This window comes from Streptomyces sp. NPDC059009, assembly GCF_042740175.1.
Taxonomy (GTDB): domain Bacteria; phylum Actinomycetota; class Actinomycetes; order Streptomycetales; family Streptomycetaceae; genus Streptomyces.
This window is the reverse complement of sequence record NZ_JBHYJB010000008.1, coordinates 38127-52908: the sequence shown is the minus strand read 5'-3', so window position 1 is coordinate 52908 and position 14782 is coordinate 38127. Positions and strand designations below refer to the sequence as shown.

The 14782-nt window shown below is 72.0% G+C and carries 13 protein-coding genes; 5 read left to right on the top strand and 8 right to left on the bottom strand.

Annotation, left to right across the window (positions count from 1 at the left end; all coding sequences use genetic code 11):
* The first annotated feature begins 417 nt into the window (after positions 1-417).
* From ACFWYM_RS09945 to ACFWYM_RS09935, 3 genes are all read left to right on the top strand, one after another.
* Entirely contained in the window at positions 418-2142 is a 1725-nt protein-coding gene (locus ACFWYM_RS09945; RefSeq protein WP_384832848.1) for a dihydroxyacetone kinase family protein, read from the top strand.
* A gap of 499 nt (positions 2143-2641) precedes the next feature.
* Complete coding sequence (locus tag ACFWYM_RS09940) at positions 2642-3382, top strand: trypsin-like peptidase domain-containing protein (RefSeq protein WP_384832845.1); 741 nt, start codon at positions 2642-2644, stop codon at positions 3380-3382.
* Positions 3383-3734: 352 nt separating this feature from the next.
* The gene (locus ACFWYM_RS09935; protein ID WP_384832842.1) at positions 3735-4304 is read left to right on the top strand and encodes a hypothetical protein; all 570 of its coding nucleotides are present in this window, start codon (positions 3735-3737) and stop codon (positions 4302-4304) included.
* 54 nt (positions 4305-4358) lie between these two features.
* Here the strand turns inward: ACFWYM_RS09935 and ACFWYM_RS09930 are convergent, their stop codons facing one another.
* Genes ACFWYM_RS09930 through ACFWYM_RS09905 form a run of 6 tightly spaced genes read right to left on the bottom strand, consistent with a single transcriptional unit; the run spans position 4359 to position 9581 of the window.
* Positions 4359-5363, bottom strand: a complete 1005-nt coding sequence (locus tag ACFWYM_RS09930) for a DMT family transporter (RefSeq protein WP_384832839.1) — start codon at positions 5361-5363, stop codon at positions 4359-4361.
* Positions 5296-6207, bottom strand: coding sequence for an acetylglutamate kinase (locus tag ACFWYM_RS09925; RefSeq protein WP_384832836.1), 912 nt, complete (start codon positions 6205-6207; stop codon positions 5296-5298). The genes ACFWYM_RS09930 and ACFWYM_RS09925 overlap by 68 nt, the downstream gene beginning before the upstream one ends.
* Positions 6204-7283, bottom strand: coding sequence for an N-acetyl-gamma-glutamyl-phosphate reductase (gene argC / locus ACFWYM_RS09920; RefSeq protein WP_384832833.1), 1080 nt, complete (start codon positions 7281-7283; stop codon positions 6204-6206). The genes ACFWYM_RS09925 and argC overlap by 4 nt, the downstream gene beginning before the upstream one ends.
* Complete coding sequence (locus ACFWYM_RS09915; RefSeq protein ID WP_384832830.1) at positions 7280-8194, bottom strand: RimK family alpha-L-glutamate ligase; 915 nt, start codon at positions 8192-8194, stop codon at positions 7280-7282. Before ACFWYM_RS09915 ends, argC begins: the two co-directional genes overlap by 4 nt.
* Positions 8191-8370, bottom strand: coding sequence for a lysine biosynthesis protein LysW (locus ACFWYM_RS09910; protein WP_384832827.1), 180 nt, complete (start codon positions 8368-8370; stop codon positions 8191-8193). The genes ACFWYM_RS09915 and ACFWYM_RS09910 overlap by 4 nt, the downstream gene beginning before the upstream one ends.
* Positions 8370-9581 carry an isopropylmalate synthase gene (locus tag ACFWYM_RS09905; protein WP_384832824.1) on the bottom strand — a complete coding sequence of 404 codons (1212 nt, stop codon included), beginning with the start codon at positions 9579-9581 and terminating at the stop codon, positions 8370-8372. Before ACFWYM_RS09905 ends, ACFWYM_RS09910 begins: the two co-directional genes overlap by 1 nt.
* A 570-nt stretch (positions 9582-10151) precedes the next feature.
* Here ACFWYM_RS09905 and ACFWYM_RS09900 point away from each other — a divergent pair.
* Positions 10152-13115, top strand: coding sequence for a LuxR C-terminal-related transcriptional regulator (locus ACFWYM_RS09900; protein ID WP_384832822.1), 2964 nt, complete (start codon positions 10152-10154; stop codon positions 13113-13115).
* Here the strand turns inward: ACFWYM_RS09900 and ACFWYM_RS09895 are convergent.
* A complete protein-coding gene (locus ACFWYM_RS09895; RefSeq protein WP_384832819.1) occupies positions 13046-13612 on the bottom strand; it encodes a gamma-glutamyl-gamma-aminobutyrate hydrolase family protein in 567 nt (188 codons plus the stop codon). The genes ACFWYM_RS09900 and ACFWYM_RS09895 overlap by 70 nt on opposite strands.
* A gap of 108 nt (positions 13613-13720) precedes the next feature.
* Between ACFWYM_RS09895 and ACFWYM_RS09890 the strand changes: the two genes are divergently transcribed.
* A complete protein-coding gene (locus ACFWYM_RS09890; RefSeq protein ID WP_384832816.1) occupies positions 13721-14152 on the top strand; it encodes a RidA family protein in 432 nt (143 codons plus the stop codon).
* A 224-nt stretch (positions 14153-14376) separates the two neighbouring features.
* Here ACFWYM_RS09890 and ACFWYM_RS09885 read toward each other — a convergent pair whose 3' ends face one another.
* Positions 14377-14763 (bottom strand): VOC family protein, encoded by a 387-nt coding sequence (locus ACFWYM_RS09885; protein WP_384832813.1) that lies wholly within the window; start codon positions 14761-14763, stop codon positions 14377-14379.
* Positions 14764-14782: the final 19 nt, after the last annotated feature.

The window sequence follows — 14782 nt, the reverse complement described above, 5'->3', positions numbered from 1 at the left end:
GTCAGGGTCAGGGCCAAGGGCAGTGCCTGTCCGGCGGATCGTGTGGTCGGCGGAGTAGGTTCCGGCCGGTGACGGGGAGGCCACTGGGGCCTGTTGGGAAAGGCGTGATCGTTGAGGCGCTGGACTGCTTGCGAGCGGACGGTGCGGCTTCGAGGATGGAGCAGCGGAAGCCGCCGCTCTCGTGGTGCGCCACTTGCCCCCGGGTCAGGGAAGCCCCCGCCACCGGCTCCCGGCCGGGGCGACGTCGGGCCAACTGGTCCTGGAGGGCGCCGCCATCGAGGAGTTGGATACCTGTCCTCTGCATGGTGACGGACGTACTGATCGCCACAGACGCGTACGCTCGCGCTTTCGCGAAGAAATGCGCCTGACCACACGACACGGGCGTACCGACGTTCCGACGCAGCGAGAGATTGTGCAATGAAGAAGCTGATCAATGATCCGCAGGACGTGGTGCGGGAGATGCTGGAGGGCATCGCCTGGGCGCACCCGGAGATTTCGCTCCTGGAGGGGGAGACCGTAGCGCTGCGCACGGTCCTGCCCCAGACCGTCGCGGTCGTCTCCGGGGGTGGATCGGGGCACGAGCCCGCCCACGCGGGCTACGTCGGTGACGGGATGCTCACGGCCGCGGTCTGCGGCGATGTGTTCGCGTCCCCGTCGGTCGACACGATCCTGGACACCATTCGTACGGTGCGGAGCCCCGCCGGAGTCCTGCTGATCGTCAAGAGCTACACCGGCGACCGGCTCAACTTCGCGCTGGCGGCCGAACTGGCCCGCGCCGAGGGCATCGACGTGGCGACCGTCACGGTCTCCGACGACGTCGCCCTCGCGGCCGACGGCGAGTCGGCGGGACGCCGCGGTCTGGCGGGCACGGTCCTGGTGCACAAGATCGCCGGTGCGGCCGCCGCGGCGGGTGCGCCCCTCGAGGAGGTGGCGCGTGAGGCCGAGGCGGCCGCGGCCGCCGTGGGCACCATGGGTGTCGCCCTGGGCTCCTGCACGGTCCCCGCGGCAGGCACGCCCAGCTTCCAACTGGGCGACGGCGAACTCGAATTGGGTCTCGGTATCCACGGCGAGCCCGGGGTGCGCCGGGTGCCCGCCGAGCCCGCCGAAGGGCTCATCGCCACGCTCCTGGAACAGATCGTCACCGACCGGGGCCTGACCGCGGGAGCCCGCGTCGCGCTCCTGGTCAACGGCCTCGGCGGCACGCCGCCCATGGAGCTCGCCATCGTGACCCGCGGCTGTGCCCAGTGGCTGGCCGAGCGCGGCCTGGTCCTGGAGCGGGTGTGGACGGGCAACTTCCTCACCGCCCTGGAGATGCCCGGCTGTTCGCTGTCCCTGCTGCCGGTGGACGACGCCGTCCTGGCCCGCATCGACGCCCCCACCACGGCCCCCGCCTGGCCCGCCCAGCACGTGGGCCGCCCGGCCCGCACCATCGGCCGCACCGCCAAGCGCACAGAGCCCGCGAGGGCCGCACACACCGACGCCGCCCGCGCGAACGGGGCACGCGAGACCCTGCGCGGCCCCATCGAGCGCGTCTGCAGCACCCTCGTCGGCGCAGAGCCCGAACTCACCGCCATGGACCGCGAAGTGGGCGACGGCGACCTGGGCATCAGCCTGCAGCGCGGCTCCGAGGCGGTGCAGCGGGACTACTCCGGCTACGACGACACCGCGGCCGGAGTCCTGCGCGGCATGGCCTCGACGGTGCGCCGCGCGATCGGCGGCACCTCGGGGCCGCTGTACGCCGTACTCCTGATGCGCGCCGCGACGGTCATCGAAGAGGCCGAGACGGACGGCACGTTCCCGCCGGCCGACGCATGGGCCCGGGCGCTCGCCGAAGGCACCGAGGAACTCGGCCGCCTCGGCGGCGCGAAGGTCGGCGACCGGACCATGCTCGACGCCCTGGTCCCTGCCGCCGAGGCCCTGCGCGAGGCGCTCACCGACGGCGAGGACGCCAGGGCGGCGCTGGCCCGCGCAGTGGAGGCCGCGGACAAGGGCGCGACGGCCACCGCCCAACTCGCCCCGCGCCGCGGCCGCTCCAGCTACCTGGGCGAACGCGCCCTCGGTCACCCCGACCCGGGCGCGGTAGCGGTGGTCCGCTGGCTGTCCGCACTGCTCGACGGTGTGCCGTCGCCGTCAGAGCGCTGATCCAGGCGTACGAGGGGCGGCTCCACGGAGCGCTTCGAGCTCTCTTCCGGGGCCGCCCACCAGGGCCGGTGGACGGGGGAGCCGATGGTGAGCGCGGTGATCGTCGCGTTGGAGTCAGTGCATCGGCAGTACCGTTGCCACGCGTCGGTGGGGGTGCCCGAGCGGCCCGGGCGAATCACCGCGTAAAGCCGGCCTCACGGTCGGCGGCAGCGACCTCGTGGTGGAAGCGTCGATGGACCCAGTGGTGCTCGCCGAGGAGGTTCAGCCGGCCCCGTCGACCACGTCGTGACCGCGAGCGCGGGCGGGCGAGGCCCGGCGCGGCCGGTTCGCCTCCTGTGTTCCTGAGGCGCGTGGGTGATACAAGAAGAGACTTCTGTTCGGCGTGGTGATTGACGCGAGCCGTACCCCTGGGCTTCAGTCAACTGCCCAGTCCTTCAAGGAAAGTGATGGAATGATACGTCCGTTACGTGCCCTCGGTGTTGTTGTCCTCCTCGCAGGCATGTCCCTCACGGCGGCTCCGTCCGCAGGCGCCGCCCCGGCTTCGCCCCCCGCCCCGAGCGCGCGGGCGCTCACGCCCGTCGGGGGCGGTACCGGGATCGTCTTCCGGCTGAAGCCGACGCCCGAGGAGCCCACGAGCTACTACGTCTGCACCCTCACCGCGGTCGGCCGCGACGCGGCGGGCAACCTGGTGGGCCTCACCAACGCCCACTGCTTCATCGACGAGCAGGGCAACAAACTGGTCGGCGAGCAGGTCTACCGGGACACCTCGCCGGCCGGAACGGCCGCCGCCCCGGCCGACCTCAAGGCCAGCCGCCCCGACCTGGAGACGGGGTCGATCGGCACGGTGACGTACGTCAGTACCCCCAACAACCTGCTCAACAGCGGGCCCAAGGGCCTGGACTACGCGGTGATCAAGCTGGACGAGAGCCGGGTCGCCCCCACCAGCACCGTCGGCTCCGTCACCATCAATTCGATCGGGGCGCCGCCCGCCAACGGGACCCGGATGTGCAAGCAGGGCCACCGGACCGGTCTGACCTGCGGCATCAAACTGGGCACCAACGGCATCTGGTTCACCCACCTCATCTGGACCGACGGCGGCGACTCCGGTTCCCCCGTCGTGAACGGCCAGACGCTGGTCGGCAACGCATGGGGTGCCCAGCACAGTTCGCCGATCCTGAGCATCATCGACGAGATGAACGCCAACGGCGGCGTCGGCGCCGGATTCCACCTCGCGACCTGACACCACTCCGTGAATGCAGCGGCCTGCCCCGGCTCCGCGCCGGGGCAGGCCGCGGGTGCAAGGCCCGTCCAGCGCTCCGAACCCGGCCCTCATCCCGCAGACGCCGTCCGTTCAATAGACGAAGCAGTCATCGCAACAGACCCCCGCAAGGTAACTCCCAACGAAGCAGACGAAACAGAGGGGGCGCGCGGGTGGTGACGCGGGCGCACATGCTGGACGAGGTAAGGCCGTGCTTCACTTCTTGAATAGGATTTCGCCGCATCCGCCACACCGGCAAGAGGCCCACCATGCAGGTTCCCGCAGTGACTTAGCGTCGAACGCAGCGCAGGCGTACAAGGGTGGGAGGCTGCCAGTGAACGAGTTCGGTGCTGAGCTGATCAAGGCCGTGACCCGCGAGGGCTCGAAGGTTCTCTTCACGACGAAGGCGGAAGCCCTCGGGGCTGAGATGGTCGGGCGGGAAGCGGCCCGCTATGCCGCCACGGTGGTCGGTGGTGAGGGTTCGGTAGCCGTGGCTCAGGCGGGCGCCCGGTACGCCACGACCAAGGCCACCGCGCAAACCCTGGTGAAAGTGGCCGGACCACTCGCAGGTGTCGTGTCGACCCCCGTCATCGAGATGGCTCTTCTCGCCGTGGACGACGAGTTCCACGACGCCGAGGACTACGTGGAAGCCGGTATGCGCGGGCTGATCTCGGGTGCGGCCGGAGCAGCCGGCGGCATCGCCGCCGGTGCCGTGCCGGTGATCGGCCCGGTTGCCGGTCCCGTCGCAGCCGTTGCCGCCAACTACTACGTCAACGCCCGGCTCAAGGAGAGCAAGGCACTGGCCGGCGCCGCCCAACAAGTGGTCGATGTCGGCGAGAACGTGGCCGAGGTGGCGTCAAGGACCGTGAGCGCCGCGGCCAAGGTCGCCATGTTCAGGTGGTAAGTGCGACGTAACCCTGTGCCAGGGCGGCGAGGCCGCCCTGGCACAGAGGCCTGCTCATTCTCGGCGGTGACCTGTGTGTTCGCCGCGCCCCGTGCCGGGTGCCGGCGCAAGCCCTTCGGTGCGGTTGCGGCCCCAGCGGCGCGTGGCCAGCCAGCAGCCGGTGACCACGAGCAGGAAGCCGGTGACCGTCATCAGGGACACGTGCTCGTCGAGGAACAGCGCGCCGAGGAGCACGGCCACGGCGGGGTTGAGGTAGGTGACGACGGCCGCGCGGGCCGCTCCGGCCGCGGGGACCAGGGCGTAGTAGACGAGGAAGGCGACGGCCGTGCAGACGAGGCCGAGCGACAGGACCGCCGCCGCGGTGGTCCAGGCGGGAGCGCGGGTCACGGCCGCGGAGGCGCCCAGCGGTGCGAGCAGCAGGACGTTGAGGCCGAGGGTGACGGTGGCCAGTTCGTGGGGCGGCACCTCGGCGAAGTGCCGTTTGAGCAGGACGACTCCGAGGGCGTAGCCGAACGACCCGGTCAGCAGCAGGGTGACCCCGACAAGAGTGGAGGAGGGGTCGCCGCCGCCGGTGCTGACCAGGGCGGAGACTCCGAGGACGCCGAGGAGCATGCCTGCGATCTGTCCGGGGGCCACGCGTTCCGAGGGGGCGAGGCAGCGCAGGAGGGCCACCACGAACAGCGGTTCCGTCGCGATGAGCAATCCCGCGAGCGACGACGTGACTCTCTGCTCCCCTGCCGCGATGGCGAGGAAGGGGACTGTGATCTGCACCAGCGCCAGCAGTGAGGCCGCCCGCCACTGGTGGCGGAGCCAGCGAAGCAGGCTGCGGCGCAGCGACAGGGCGCCGAGGGCCAGTGTGGCCACGAGACAGCGCAGCCAGACGACGGTGGCGGGCGGGTAGTCCGTGAGCGCGACTTTGATCAGCAGGTAGGGCATTCCACCGATCACGGAGGCGGCCAGGAACAACAACCACGCACGCCGGCGCACGTGTTCACCGCCCTCGTGTTCCGGATCCGTCGTCGTGGCGGTCTCCTGAGGCGTGGCGCTTGCGTGCCTCATCGGCGGACGGCCCTTCGATCAGAGTGCCGCGCCGTCCGCCGGCCAGGGAGCTGACGGGACCGTTGCCGATCACCACCCTGGGCACCTGGCAGCGCAGGGCCTCGGCGGTGGCGTGCAGCTTCTTGCGCATGCCGCCGGTGGCTTCCCGCCGGAGCCCGGACACCGCGGAGAGCGCCAGCCGGCGCACCGGCCTGCCGCCCACCAGGACGTGGGGCACATCCGTGACGAGGACCAGACAGGGTGCCCGCAGCGCGGCGGCCAGGGCCGCCGCCGCACGGTCCGCATCGGTGTTGACCACGCGGCCGTGCGGGTCGCGGGCCAGTGGGGTCACGAGTGTGCAGTCGGCGTGGGCTGCGGCGTCGGCCAGCCGCGTCGCGTCGACACGGTGCGGAGGGCCGACCAGGTTGTCGATTTCGACGAGCGCGCGCCCCTGCCACCACAGGCGTTCGCCCGGGTGGGCGGACAAGAGTCCGTCGCTGCCCAGTATGTGATGAGTCGTCAGATCGCGGTGGGCCAGCTGATCGGCGACGTATGCGTGGATGGATGTGCTGACCTGTCGTATGTCCGCGAGGACGCCAGGGGTGGTCAGACGGCTGCGGTTTCCGTGGCGGTCCCGGACGAACGCCTCGGGCCTGCCGTGGGCGGGGTCGAGTGCGGCGAGCTGTTTCGACCAGCCGTGCACCAGGACCGTGCGCGTGCCGGAGCGCGTCAGGGCGGCCAAGTCGTCCCACCAGGCGGAGGACAGCTCGTGCAGGACGCTGCCTCCCAGCTTCACCACGAGGGTGCCCGGAGCACGCCCGTCCGCCGGGCCGCCGCCCGCGACAGGGCCGTCCTGCCCCTTCATACGGGCACCGTGGGCAGCATGGTCAGGCCCGCGTCCTCCGCGTGTCCGAAGCGGAGGTTGAGCGCCTGGACCGCCTGCCCGGCTGCGCCCTTGAGCAGGTTGTCCAGCGCGCCGAGCGCGACGACCCGTCCCCCGTCCGCGTCGTACAGGGCGGTCACATCACAGAAGTTGGAGCCGGTGACGGCCTTCGGGCTGGGCAGGGGGATGACGGATTCTTCGGGTCGCCTGAAGCGCACGAAGGGATGCTCACGGTAGAAGCGAATGTAGGAGCGCAGCAGCGTCCGGTCGTCCAGCGGCGCCTCCTCCCGCTGATCTGCCGTGTCGATGCAGACGTAGCAGCTCACCAGGAGTCCGCGGACGCCGCCGGTGCCGTAGGCCGACATGGCCGTGCGGGGCAGCGGTCCCGGTGCGTGCAGGGCGAAGAACTCGTCGAGTTCCGCTCCGTGGCGGTGGCCGGCAGGGGCATACGGGGAGACCGTGCCGCTCCGGTACGGGTGCAGGTCGGCCGGGCGCGCGGAGAGCCCGCCCCCGCTGGACCCGCCCTTGGCGTCCACGAGCAGCCTGTCCGGGCGCAGCCCCAGGGCGATGAGGAGCGGGCCGAGAGCGAGCATGGCGGCGGTCGCGTAACAGCCGGGCAGGGAGATGAGGTCGGCCTCCGACAGCTCCTTGCGGATGAGTTCGGGGACGCCGAAGACGAAGTCGTCGACGAGTCCTGGCGACCGGTCGACCCGCGGGTACCACCGCGCGTGCGCCTCGGGTGACCGCAGCCGGAAGGCGGCGCTGAGGTCCACGACAACCGGCCCGGCACCGGCGAGGCGAGGGACCAGGGCCGCCGACACGGCCGCCGGGACCGCGAGCAGCACCGCGTCGCAGCGCCGGGCCGCACCGCCGTCGAGGGCGCTCTCGATGAGCGGGTCGGGGCGGAGCCGCAGCCCCGGGTGGACCGCCGAGAGCCGCTGCCCGGCATGCCGGTGGCCCCCGAGGTAGGCGAGGTCCAGCTGGGGGTGCTGATGGACGAGGCGGATGAGTTCGCCGCCGGTCAGGCCCGAGGCGCCCACGACGCCGACGCGGGTCATCCGAGGACCTCTCGGATGTATGTGGCGATCGCCGCGGCCACGTCGAGCGGGGCGACATCGGCGACCGCGCGGAAGCCGGGTGTGTGGTTGATCTCCCCGACGAGTGGACCTTCCGGCCGGTCGAAGAGGTCGATGCCGTAGATGCCCGGACCCAGCGCGGCCGCGGCGCGCACCGCGAGTGCGTGGGCGTCGGGGCAGTCGGCCAGATAGTGCGGTGCCGCGCCCTTGGCGGCGTTGCTCCGCCATTCTCCGGGAGCCCGGGTGAACCGCACGGTGGCCAGGACGCGTTCACCGGCCACAAGACAGCGCAGAGCGGCACCGGAGAGGTACGGCTCGGCGAGACACGCCTGTTCGTAGCCGTGGCCCAGATCCTCGACATAGTCGTAGAAGGACTCCGCCAGGTCCTGATCGCGCAGCAGGAAGACGCGGCGCCCCCGGCCGCCGTACAGCGGCTTGACGACCACCGGGGTGCCGAACTCGGCGAGCGCGGCGCGCAGATCGCCGCGCGAGAGGACCAGCCGGAACTCCGGCACCGCCACGCCCGCACGGTGCAGGACCTGCAGCAGGTCCAGTTTGTTCTCGCAGAGCTGGATGGCCCGGGGCCGGTTCAGGGTGGCGATGCCGTGGGCGTGCAGCAGCGTGGCGAGGAGGCGACCGCGCACATAGCTGCGGCTGCGGATCAGGGCGAGCGAGCAGTCGGGCACGGCGCTCTTGGGCAGGCCCAGGCAGAGCGCCTCGTCGTTGACCCAGCGCGCCTCGACCCCCTGGGCGCCGAGCGCGTCGAGCAGGCGCCGCTCCTCCCAGCCGACGCGATCGGTGACGACGGCGACCCCGGCAGTGCCCGATCGCGGCCCGGGACGTACTGCCTGTTCCTGTCCGACTGCCTGTTCCTGTCCGACGCGCGCGATCACTGGCCCCAGTCCCGCAGCTCCGCCTCGACCAACTCCAGCTCCACCCGGCCCTGTTCGAGGTGGGTGACCCGCAACGTCAGAAGGCACTCCGGGCAGTTCACGGTCTCGCCTTCGGTGAGGGGCGGCAGGGAGAGCTCGGTCTCACACTCGGGGCACAGCGTCGCGACGGTACTCATCACGGCCTCCCGGACGTGGTCGTCGGTTCGGCATCGGCCGGCGGCATCACCGGAGCCCGACCGTGAGAACCGTCGGGAACGCCCAGGCCGTCGAGCGAATCGGGCGAGACCCGGAAGACGTCCGCCAGGCGCCGGATCTCCGCCCGGTCGAGGAGCGGACTGCCGCAACGCTCCTGGCGTCGGTGCAGCCAGGAACGGTAGGCGTCCAGGTCCAGGCCGTCGGCGGCGTCGCCCAGCGCCCAGCGCAGCAGCGCCGGGGCGAAGCGGGTCCGCACGCGCAGGCAGCGCTCGTTGCCCACCTGTTCAGGAGCGATGGACTCGTATGCCTCGGGGTGGGCGAGCTGCCCCGGGATCTCGTAGGCGAAGGCGTACCGCGTGGCCGGGCCGGAGACGAACGGCTCCTCGAGTCCCGCCCTGTGGTGGACCTCGGCGGCCAGTTCGGGCAGGTGCTCCAGGGCGTGGCGGTGATCGCCGTACAACACGCGCAGGGCACACAGGAGTTCGGCGAGCGGAGTGTTGCCGCCACGCTCTCCGATGCCCGCCGAGGTGGCGGAAATCCAGTCGGCTCCCGCCGCATGGGCGGCGAGCGAGTTGCCGACCGCCATGCCCAGCATGTTGTGGCAGTGCACCTCCACCTCGCCGACCTCCTCCAGCCCCTTGAGCCCGGCCACCAGTTCCGCGCAGCGCCAGGGGGTGAGCGACGAGACTGTCTCGGCCAGCCGGAAGCGGTCGGCTCCGGCACCGAAACCCGCCGCGACATACTCCGCGAGCCGTGACTCCGGGGTGCGCGCCGCGTCCTCGCCGCTGAAGGTGACATGCAGACCAAGGCTCTTGGCCTGCGCGATCGCGTCGCAGGCCAGCTTGATGAGCCTGCGCAGGCTGGGAGATCCGAGTTTGAGCTCCGCGTGCTCCGCGGACGTCGGCAGCGAGAGCATCACGCTCATGCACCGCAGCCGCCGGGCCTCGGCGAGCGCCTGCGCGACCTGCGTGCGCGTGCGTACGGGCACCAGCGAGAGGCAGTTCTCGGGGCCGACGGCCTCGTGGGCGGCTTCGACGAGCGCGGCGTCGGCGCAGTGGGGACCGGTGAGGAAACCGACCTCGACCAGGTCGACACCGATGCGGTGCAGCAGAGCGGAGACCGCGGCCGCACCGGCCGCAGTGAATTCGATGCCGGCCATGTGCGCGGAGTCGCGCAGGGTCGCATCCGACACCCGGGGCAGGCGTTCCCGGAGCGGCACGGGCGTATCGGGCGCGGGTGCGTGAGAGCGGGGAGAAGCAGGGGAGTCGGGCAGGGAGAAGGGAAAAGCGGCAGCGGGCACGACGGTTCGTCCTTACGCCTCGATGACCTTGGCTGAGCCCCCGTACTCAGGACACCGGCGAACTCCGACTGCCCGGTCCTGTCACGCTTGCAGCAGTGGCGGCACCGGCTGACCGAACCCACGGAAGCCCATCACCAAGGCAGTGCAGCACATCGTGGCCTGGAAGACCTGAGCAGCGCTCTACTCAATTTTCGGCACGGAATTACTCAACACTCCCTGGTCCGCTGGCAGTTGACGCGGCGCCGTCCGGCGATCGCCTCGGCCGATAGGTGTCTTATCGACGATCTCCGCGCCCACTTAGAGTGCGGAGCACACCGACCCGTCGGGGCAGCCGCAGGCGATGCCCCGACCCACTGGAGGTGACACGGGGTGGCGACCCGCCCGGCCCCTGGGCCGGCCAAGGACCGCGCGGAGGACGCCGGCGATCTCTGTCTCGCGGGTCGGCGGCGGCCGGCGGAGCTCATGGAACGCGCGCTGGCGGGTATCCGGGACGCGGCCGGCCTCGATCGTCCCGCCCGCGGGGGCAGGGCGCAGCCACCGCTCACGGCGACCGGTGCGGTTCTGGTGGCCGGGCCCGCGGGCACCGGCAAGTCCTGGCTCCTCGCCCGGGCCTCGGATGTGCTCGCCGCGACCGAGCGGCACCGGATCGTGCAGGCCCTCACCGCCGCGGGGACCCGGCACGTACCCCTCGGAGCGCTGGCCCCCCTCCTCCCTCCCGGCGCCCTTCCCCGCAACGACCTCCCCACCGCAGGGGTCCTGCGTGCCGCGGCAGACGCCCTGGGCGGAGGCCCGTCCAGCCGGCGCCGTCTCGTGGTCGTCGCCGACAACGCGCAGTTCCTGGACGAGATGTCCGGCGCACTGCTGTACCGGCTGGCTCTGGAAGGGCGGTCGCTGGTGCTGCTCGCCGCCCGCAGCGGGCAGCACTTCCCCGCGTCGTTCGTCGAACTGCACAAGCAGGGCAGAGCCCTTCGGATCGACCTCAGGCCGGTGAACCGGGCCGACGCGGACGCGTTCCTGGAGTCTCTGCTGGGCGGCCTCGTCGCCCGGTCCACCACCGACCGGCTGTGGCGAGCCACCGCCGGCAATCAGGAACTCCTCGCCGAACTGGTGGCCGCCGGGCGTGACAGCGGCGCACTGTCCCAGGCGCACGGCGTCTGGCGCTGGCGTGGCCGCTGGCCTCTCGGCGCCCGCCTCGCCGAACTCGTCGACGAGCGGCTCGGACGGCCGCGCGGGCGTGCCCTCGATCTGGTCGAGATGGTGGCCCACGGCGATCCGGTTCCGCTCGCCTTCCTGCGTACGGCCTTCACCGCCGCCGAGGTGGAAGCGGCCGAGGCCGCCGGGGTCATCCATACCGGCGAGTCACCGGACGGGCCGCTGGTCACTCTCGTGGCACCGCTCCTGGCCGCGATGGTGCGCGCCCACTGTCCCGCGCTCCGGGCCGGCAACTGCAGGCGGCAGCTCGGGCTGCTGGCCTCGGCCGCACTCAAGGAGAGCGGGGGCCGGGCGCCGCCGCACACGGTGTCCCTGTGCCAGGCGGGCCGGGTGCCCGTGCCGTCCGGCACCCTGGTCCGCGCGGCCCGACATGCCTTCGCCGCAGGGGACTTCCGCTCCGCCACCTCGTTCGCGTCCGACGCACTGGCTGCGGGCGAGAGGCTCTCCGTCACGGCCGCGGTTCAAGCTGCGGCGGTCCTGTGGCGCGCCACCCTGCCGGGCAGCACATCGCCCGGCTCCATACCGGCCACGACCGGAACCGGTGAGGAGACAGCGGCAGGAGCTGTCACCGACACAGGTGCCAGGACCGCAACCGGAGCCGCCACCACTCCTGACACCGACACCGACACCGACACGGACACCGACATCACGTCAGCGCCCTGGGCCGCCGCGCGGGAAGGCTCACCGCCCGAGCGGGAGCGGGAGCGGGGGCATCCGTCACCCGAAGTGCGTGACGAACTCGCGATGGGCCGGGCCTGGGCGGAGTTCTGCCGGGCCGGGGGAGCGGCCGAAGCTGTTCGGCAACTCCGTGCGGTCCAGGGCACGACGGTCGATCCCGCACGGATACGGTCCGCCGAGGCGTTCATGCTCGCCTGCCGCGGCCGCTCCCAGGACGCGCTTCGCCTGGTGTCGTCGGACCTGGTCCCGTTCGGTGGTGACCCCGAACCCTCGGCACTCGCCCTGTGCGTGCAAGGAACCGTCTGGGCCAGGCGGGGCCAGTTCGCTCGAGCCCTGGCCGCACTGGACCGAGCCGACGTGGTGGCCTCGAAACCCGCACACCCCTCGCCCCTGCTGCGGGCCGCTCTCGCCCACGCGCGCTGCCAGGCGTGCCTTCTCGCGGGCGAGTCGCAGCACGCCGTGTCCATCGCCGACGACGCCTACCGCGTCGCCGCGGCGTACGACTGGCCTCAGGCCATGCTGTGGGCCTGCACCGATCTGGCGCGCGCGGCCCGCATACAGGGGTGGATCGGAACGGCGCGCCGCTCGGTGCACGAAGGGCTGCGACTGCTCGACGAGTACCCGGCGGCCTGGCCCGGCGCACCGGCCCTGCATCGGGAGCACGCGGCCCTGGCCGCCCTCGCCGGTGACGCCCGGCTCGCCGCCGAGGCGCTGGCGCGGATCGCGGGCGACGACGAAGGTGACGGCGCGGGCCACGGCGGCGGCCACGTCCCCAGTGGCTCCTGGGCAGAGCTCGTCCGGGCCTGGACGGCCCATGCAGACGGTGACCTGGCCGATGCCGGCCGGATCGCCCTGAGCGTGGCGGCGGCAGCGGCACGCCACCCTGAACTCGCCGGATTCGAACCGCTCGCACTGCATGACGCCGTCCGCCTCGGCCACCCCGCACCCGCCGCCCGCCGCCTGCGGGAACTGGCCGGCCACTCGGAGCACGCCCTCGCCCCACTGCTGTGCTCCCATGCCGAGGCAGCCACCCGGGCCGATGCCACGACGCTCGAGCGAGTGGCCGCGGAATTCGCCGAACGCACCATGCACCTGCAGGCCGCGGAGGCATACGCCGAGGCCGCCCGAGTCCATCAGGCCAAGGGGCACGGCGTGGACACACAGCGACTGCGGGCCCGGGCCGCGCTCTTCCTGGAACGCAGCGGAGGTGCTCCGGCGGTGACCGTGCTGTCCCGGTCCGGATTCCCCTGGCTCACTCCGCGGGAGCTGGACATCGCCAGGCTCGCGGCCGACGGCCTGCCCAGCCGCGCCATCGCGTCCGCGCTGTCCTTGTCCGTACGGACGGTGGACAACCATCTCCACCATGTCTACGCCAAGTTGGGGCTGAGCGGCCGCACCGAACTGGCCGCGGTCTTCGCACCGTCCGGCACCGAGGCAGCCCCGCCGGACCTTTTGGCCGATGCCGGTCAGAACTCGGCGGCCAGTTCGAGGAAGCGGCGCAGTATCAGTTCGCCGTCACGGCGGAACTCCAGATGAGCCTGCGCTCCGGCCAGCCGTCCGTCCGCGGAACGGATGAACTCCACCGGGCAGTCCTCGGACCAGCCGGTCACCGTGAGCTGGTCCGGTACGTCGCTCAGGTGCAGGGTGTGCCGCTGGAAGAGCCGGGCGGTGCGCCCCACATAGGTGAACAGCGGATCGCTGCCGTCGAGCGTCACCTGATGGCCGCCCACCCGTTGCCCGCGCCGCACCAGGGAGGCGCCCTGGGCAAGGCCGAGGATGTGCATGCCGCCGCACACGCCGAGCACCGGCAGCCGACACCCGTCGACCAGTTCGACGAGCGGGCCGTACGCCCCCTGATCGGCGGGCACCTTCGTGCCGCTCAGCACCATGGCGCGATGCCGGTCGGCTGGGCGCCGGGGAACGTCCGCGCAGGCCACGATGTCGCTCTCGCAGCCCAGTTGGGCCAGTCGGCGGGCCATCACTGTCACCGACAGGCTCCCGTTGTCCACGATCAGCACCCGCATCGGCCGCATGCCACGACTCCCGTCCTCCGTGCCGGTTCCGCACCGTCGATCGCCGCACGGACGTCACCGCACCTACCGTCCGGCCCCTGGGGCCGCATCCCCCGAAGAGGACTCCGCATGGACGCGCCGTTCTTCCCTGTCCACCCTGAGGACCACCCTCCGACGGCAGCCCGCTACTCCCCGGCGGTCGTCGTCCCGCTGGCCGGCGGCACCTCGCTCGTCCTCGTCAGCGGCCAGGTGGCCAAGGACCCGGCCGGTGACCCGGTGGCCGCGCACGACACCGGGCGCCAGACCGAGCGTGTCCTCGACCTCCTGGACTCCGCACTCGCGGCGTGCGGGGGTGGACTCGCCGACCTCGTCAGCCTCGTGGTGTACGTGCTGGACATGGCCGATCTCCCCGCCGTCTCGGAGGTACGCAATCGGCGGCTGGGTGATCCACCGCCGACCAGCACCGTGCTCCAGGTCTCCGCGCTGGCCAAACCGGAATTCCGGGTGGAGATCAGCGCGATGGCCGTCATCTCGACCACCGTGGACCGAGCCACCCTCTGACCGGCGGCACCCCAACACCCCGGCAACTCACATGAGTTCACTCACCATCGGGGAGGCGCATCCAACCCTAGCGCCCGTGCATGTGACCCACCACCGTCGCGGGAATGGGTGGGCCGGACGCTGGTGACGCCGATCGCCGTGCTGACTGAGTGGGCTCACGAGCACGGCGCGGCCGTGGTGGGATCGCGGGCCGGGCCCGCGGCCCGTCCTGCGCAACAGCTGACTTACGCCTGCTCCTTGTACACGGCTTCGATGTTGTTGCCGTCCGGGTCGTCCACGAACGCGCAATAGGCGCGGTACTCGGGCCAGAGCCGGGGTTCGTGGCGAGTCGTGCCACCGGCAGCCAGGGCGGCCGCATAGAAAGCGTCGACCGATGCCCGGTCACGAGCGGTGAACGCGATGTGCGCGCCCTGTGTCACCGTGGCGTCGCCCGCGGGGTACAGGCCGAAGGACGGAGTGTCCCACTCCTCCTCCCAGAACTCCGCTCCGCCGTCTGCCGCCTCCCCGACCACACCGAGAGGTTTGAGCGCGGCAGTGTAGAAGCGCGTGCTCGCCTCAAGGTCCGAGGCGATGAAGGTGACGTGGTGGATGAAGGGCCATCGTTCAGTCATGACCGCGCAGTGTACGAGA

What these genes read in the sequence shown, in the direction of transcription:
- ACFWYM_RS09940 (WP_384832845.1), top strand. Translation starts at nt 2,642, where the DNA reads ATGTCCCTCACGGCGGCTCCGTCCGCAGGCGCCGCCCCGGCTTCGCCC.
- ACFWYM_RS09945 (WP_384832848.1), top strand. Translation starts at nt 418, where the DNA reads ATGAAGAAGCTGATCAATGATCCGCAGGACGTGGTGCGGGAGATGCTG.
- argC (WP_384832833.1), bottom strand. Translation starts at nt 7,283, where the DNA reads ATGACCCGCGTCGGCGTCGTGGGCGCCTCGGGCCTGACCGGCGGCGAA.
- ACFWYM_RS09895 (WP_384832819.1), bottom strand. Translation starts at nt 13,612, where the DNA reads ATGCGGCCGATGCGGGTGCTGATCGTGGACAACGGGAGCCTGTCGGTG.
- ACFWYM_RS09890 (WP_384832816.1), top strand. Translation starts at nt 13,721, where the DNA reads ATGGACGCGCCGTTCTTCCCTGTCCACCCTGAGGACCACCCTCCGACG.
- ACFWYM_RS09910 (WP_384832827.1), bottom strand. Translation starts at nt 8,370, where the DNA reads ATGAGTACCGTCGCGACGCTGTGCCCCGAGTGTGAGACCGAGCTCTCC.
- ACFWYM_RS09900 (WP_384832822.1), top strand. Translation starts at nt 10,152, where the DNA reads ATGGAACGCGCGCTGGCGGGTATCCGGGACGCGGCCGGCCTCGATCGT.
- ACFWYM_RS09930 (WP_384832839.1), bottom strand. Translation starts at nt 5,363, where the DNA reads ATGAGGCACGCAAGCGCCACGCCTCAGGAGACCGCCACGACGACGGAT.
- ACFWYM_RS09925 (WP_384832836.1), bottom strand. Translation starts at nt 6,207, where the DNA reads ATGAAGGGGCAGGACGGCCCTGTCGCGGGCGGCGGCCCGGCGGACGGG.
- ACFWYM_RS09885 (WP_384832813.1), bottom strand. Translation starts at nt 14,763, where the DNA reads ATGACTGAACGATGGCCCTTCATCCACCACGTCACCTTCATCGCCTCG.